Genomic DNA, 4,181 nt, shown 5'->3' with positions numbered 1-4,181 from the left:
ACTTCGCGGAGGTGATCGAGTTCCGGGATCGCAGAATTACCGGCCACGGGCACAAGTTGATCGTCGCGTCGGTGCAGGAGTCGATTGACACCGGCCGCGTCCCCGACCCAGGGCCGGCAGCATCACGCAACCGGGCCCAGACCCGCACACTGCTCGACGCTTTGGAGGCCGGCGGCTTTGACGCCGCCTTCGGGGGTGCCCGCCGCGACGAAGAACGCGCCCGGGCCAAGGAACGGATCCTCAGTTTCCGCGACGAGTTCGGCCAGTGGGATCCCCGTGCGCAGCGACCGGAACCGTGGTCGCTGTACAACGGTCGGATCAAGAAAGGTGAGCAGGTTCGGGTGTTCCCGTTGAGCAACTGGACCGAGCTCGATGTCTGGCGCTATATCGAGCTGGAAAACCTTGAGCTACCGTCGATCTACTTCGCGCACCAGCGGGAGGTTTTCGAACGCGATGGCATCCTGCTGGCGGTGTCGCAATACACCAGCCCACAAAGCGGCGAGACAGCTGCCGTCGAGTGGGTCCGGTACCGCACCGTCGGCGACCTAACCATCACCGGGGCGGTGCGCTCGACGGCTGACGACATCGCGAGCGTCATCGCCGAGATATCGGCGGCGACGGTGTCCGAGCGCGGCGAGACCCGCGCCGACGACCGCACTTCTGCTGCCGCGATGGAGGACCGTAAGCGCGAGGGCTACTTCTGATGACGGTGGTGACGCGCCAACTGCTGCGCATTGCCACCGCGGGTTCAGTGGACGACGGCAAAAGCACCCTGATCGGCCGGCTGATGCATGATACCGACAGCCTTCCGCTGGATCATTTGGAGGCTGTCACCGACGATGAGGGTGTCGCCGATCTCGCCGCGTTGTCGGATGGTCTTCGCGCCGAACGCGAGCAGGGCATCACGATCGACGTTGCGTACCGGTTCTTTTCCACCAACGCCCGTAGTTACATCCTGGCCGACACTCCTGGCCACGAGCGCTACACCCGCAACATGTTCACCGGCGCATCCAACGCGCACGTGGCGGTCCTGCTGGTCGATGCCCGTGCTGGCGTACTGCGCCAGACCCGCAGGCACGCGCGGATCGCAAAGCTTCTAGGCATCAAACACTTTGTGGCCACGGTGAACAAGATCGACCTCATCGACTTCGACGAGGTCGGGTTCGCCGCGGTGGAAGACCAGCTGCGGCGAATGGCCGCACGTCTGGGCGACGTCGACATCACGGTTATCCCGATTGCGGCCAAGCATGGGGACAACGTGGTGCATCGCTCCGATCACACGCCGTGGTACGCCGGTCCCACGCTGTTGGAGTACCTGGAAGGCATCGAGCTGGCCGCACCGCAGGCCCAGGCATCGCGACTGCGGCTGCCGGTGCAGTGGGTGTCGCGACCTACCGATCATGCCCGCCGTCGTTACACCGGGCGGCTCGCTGCCGGCACACTCAGTGTCGGCGATCCGGTCGTATCGCTGCCGTCAGGCACCCGTTCAACGGTGACGGCATTGGATACTCTCGATGAAGAGCGCACGACAGCGGTTGCGCCACTGTCGGTTTCGATCGAGCTGGCCGACGACCTCGACGTGGGCCGCGGAGACGTGCTCGTCAGCGGCGCCGACGACGCTGTGGCGCCGGTGCTGGCCCGCGAGCTGGACGCGACGGTGTGCTGGTTCGCCGACTCCCCGCTGCGGGCCGGCGACCGATTGGCGCTCAAACAGACCACCAAAACGGTTCGAGCAACGGTCCAGGAACTACACACGCGAATGGACCCGGAGACGCTGGACGAACTGGACGGCCCAGTCGAGCTGGCCCTCAACGATATTGGCTGTGTGACGCTGCGGACGAGCTCGATCGTGGTGGCCGATGCCTACTCCGACAACCGAGACAGCGGCGCTTTCATCCTGATCGACGAGGCGACCAACGACACCGTCGGCGCCGGCACCATCCTGGAGGCGCGGGAGGTCAAGCCGGGCACCCATCTACGCACCGACATTCGCTGGCATCCATCATCTTTGGATCGCTCCTATCGCTGGCGGGCCACCGGTCAACCTGGGGCGACGATCTGGTTCACCGGGCTGCCGGCATCCGGAAAATCGACCATTGCGGTGGCGGTGGAGCGTGCGCTCGTCGAATCCGGGCGGCTGGCCTACTTGCTCGACGGTGACAACCTACGCCACGGATTGTCCGACGACCTGGGCTTCTCACCCGGTGACCGCACCGAAAACATCAGGCGGGTAGGGCATCTGACCCGCCTGCTCGCCGACGCCGGCGTGGTGGCGCTAGCCTCACTGGTGTCGCCGCTTCGATCCGACCGCGAGATCGCCCGTGCCCTCAACGCTGCCGCCAAATTGCCGTTCATCGAGGTCTACGTCGCCACGTCGCTGTCCGAATGCGAAAAGCGCGACCCCAAAGGCTTGTACGCACGCGCACGCAGCGGCAACATCACCGGTATGACCGGGGTCGACGCGCCCTACGAGGCACCCGACAAGGCGGACCTGGTGCTCGATACCGCCGGCGCGAGCGTCGAGGAACTCGCCGCGCAGGTCATTGCACTGCTCGACGAGCGCAGCCCACGCCCCACGTCATGACACTGGATGCCCGGTAGCTGTTGGAAGCTACCTGTAGGACCGCCCCGAGGCGACGCGCGGCGACCCGATCGCAGCGCGACTTGGCGCTGCCGCCGAGGGTTACCGGACCGCGTCACATCTCTTTCCAGAGTGCCGGCGCCCCAGTAGGAGTCCAGTTCGGGTCGTAGACGGTGTGCGCTTGCAGGCATTGGTAGGTTTTGCCGTTGTAGCTGACCGTGTCCCCTACCGCATATGTGGCACCGACGGCCCAGGGTTTGGCCGCCCCGGGTGGGTTGCTCGTGGTCGCGGACGGTGTCGTCGTCGTGGGTGTCGTTGTGGTGCTAGACGCTTGACCACCTATTTGCAAGTCAACGCACGAATAGAACGCGTTGGGAGTGTCACCGATGTTCCAGATGGCCAGCAGCTTTTGACGACCGCTGAACCCGCTGAGATTGACCGTGTGCGAGACGGTCGCGCCTGGAGGGGCGTTATTGCCGTCGAAGCTGGCAATCTTAGTCGTGCCGATGTAGTACTCCCATCCGGCAGTCCTATGCAGCGCGGTGTTCGCCCAGGTGAAGGACGCCGTGTTACCCACCGGCGTGGGTCGCCACGGCTTGCTGTCGTCATTGAGATCGGCGAACTGTGAAAGGCCAGCATTGCAACTACGCAGCCCCTTGGCGCCCTCCACGCTTTGTGGCTCGTACTGGATGGCACCGCATTGGACAATACGCTGCGCACATTGGGCCTGACGACTGGTCGGCGAGGATACATAACCGTGTGCACTGGCAGTAGCCATCGGTAAGACTATCTGTAGACACGGAATCAGTGCTGCCGTTCCGATAATAGATAATGCGCGGTTCGTCATTTGTGTTTACTCCCCTATGGTTTCGACTACATTGCCTTGACGCCGGCGTTATTTGGTTGTGATGAACGAACGTATACTCGCCGGGGCGTCGCGTCAAAGACCTAAGGCTTCAGCGTTTTGGAATCTAATTCGGTTGCGACGCAACACGGATTTACCGAGCAGCTGTGACTGAATAATTTTGTTATCAAAGATATTTCGCCTTGCGGTCCGCATGGCCTGCGGGTATCTGACCGGCACGTATGCAGCAGTTAGCATGTGGCACAGCACTCCTGACGATCGCCGGATCGGGCGCTCCCAAACCGAATTTCTCTTTCGCCTCAGCGCGGTTCGTGTTGCGCCGTTCGAAGAGGGCTCGATCACGCGTGAGCGATTTCCAGCTGAGTGGTCCAATAAGGGTGCCGACGCTGTGCACACCCTTCTTGACGTCACCGGTCTCGTCGACCACCAAGATCGCACCCGGGTCGCCGAACGCATCGACGACGTAATCACGCAGATCGTCACGAACCGCGTCGGCGTCCTAGCTCGCCCGTGCCAACAGATGCTGCAACCCATCGGGGGTGGTATCACCGCGGTGCTCGGCGATAGTCCAGCAATGCTTGCGGTCCAAGCCCGAGACCATCCCGGCCATGAGTTCACCGGCATGGCGCAACGGCTCGTAACGGGAAAAACGCGGCGCGATCCGATCCAGCACCGCCGAGAACTCCGCCTGCCACCGATCAGGGTCTACGCTATGAGCCGCGGCGACCGCGGCAT

The 4,181-nt window shown here is 63.4% G+C and carries 3 protein-coding genes and 1 pseudogene; 2 read left to right on the top strand and 2 right to left on the bottom strand.

Features of this window, described 5'->3' with window-relative positions; translation table 11 throughout:
- Together cysD and cysC are read left to right on the top strand one after the other, a co-directional pair.
- A partial coding sequence (gene cysD / locus F0Q45_RS24675; protein ID WP_149656388.1) for a sulfate adenylyltransferase subunit CysD occupies window positions 1-704 on the top strand: 704 nt, incomplete at its 5' end.
- Window positions 704-2,584, top strand: a complete 1,881-nt coding sequence (gene cysC / locus F0Q45_RS24670; RefSeq protein ID WP_149656387.1) for an adenylyl-sulfate kinase — start codon at window positions 704-706, stop codon at window positions 2,582-2,584. The genes cysD and cysC, both read left to right, overlap by 1 nt.
- A gap of 112 nt (window positions 2,585-2,696) precedes the next feature.
- Here cysC and F0Q45_RS24665 read toward each other — a convergent pair whose 3' ends face one another.
- Both F0Q45_RS24665 and F0Q45_RS30370 read right to left on the bottom strand, forming a co-directional pair.
- Entirely contained in the window at window positions 2,697-3,359 is a 663-nt protein-coding gene (locus tag F0Q45_RS24665; RefSeq protein ID WP_262491162.1) for a lytic polysaccharide monooxygenase, read from the bottom strand.
- 466 nt (window positions 3,360-3,825) lie between these two features.
- A pseudogene (locus tag F0Q45_RS30370) lies at window positions 3,826-4,116 on the bottom strand (transposase); the annotation flags it as partial.
- Window positions 4,117-4,181 lie beyond the last annotated feature (65 nt).

It is taken from the genome of Mycobacterium simiae (assembly GCF_008370645.1).
In the GTDB taxonomy this organism is placed as follows: domain Bacteria; phylum Actinomycetota; class Actinomycetes; order Mycobacteriales; family Mycobacteriaceae; genus Mycobacterium; species Mycobacterium simiae_A.
This window is presented reverse-complemented; position numbering and strand designations above follow the sequence as displayed.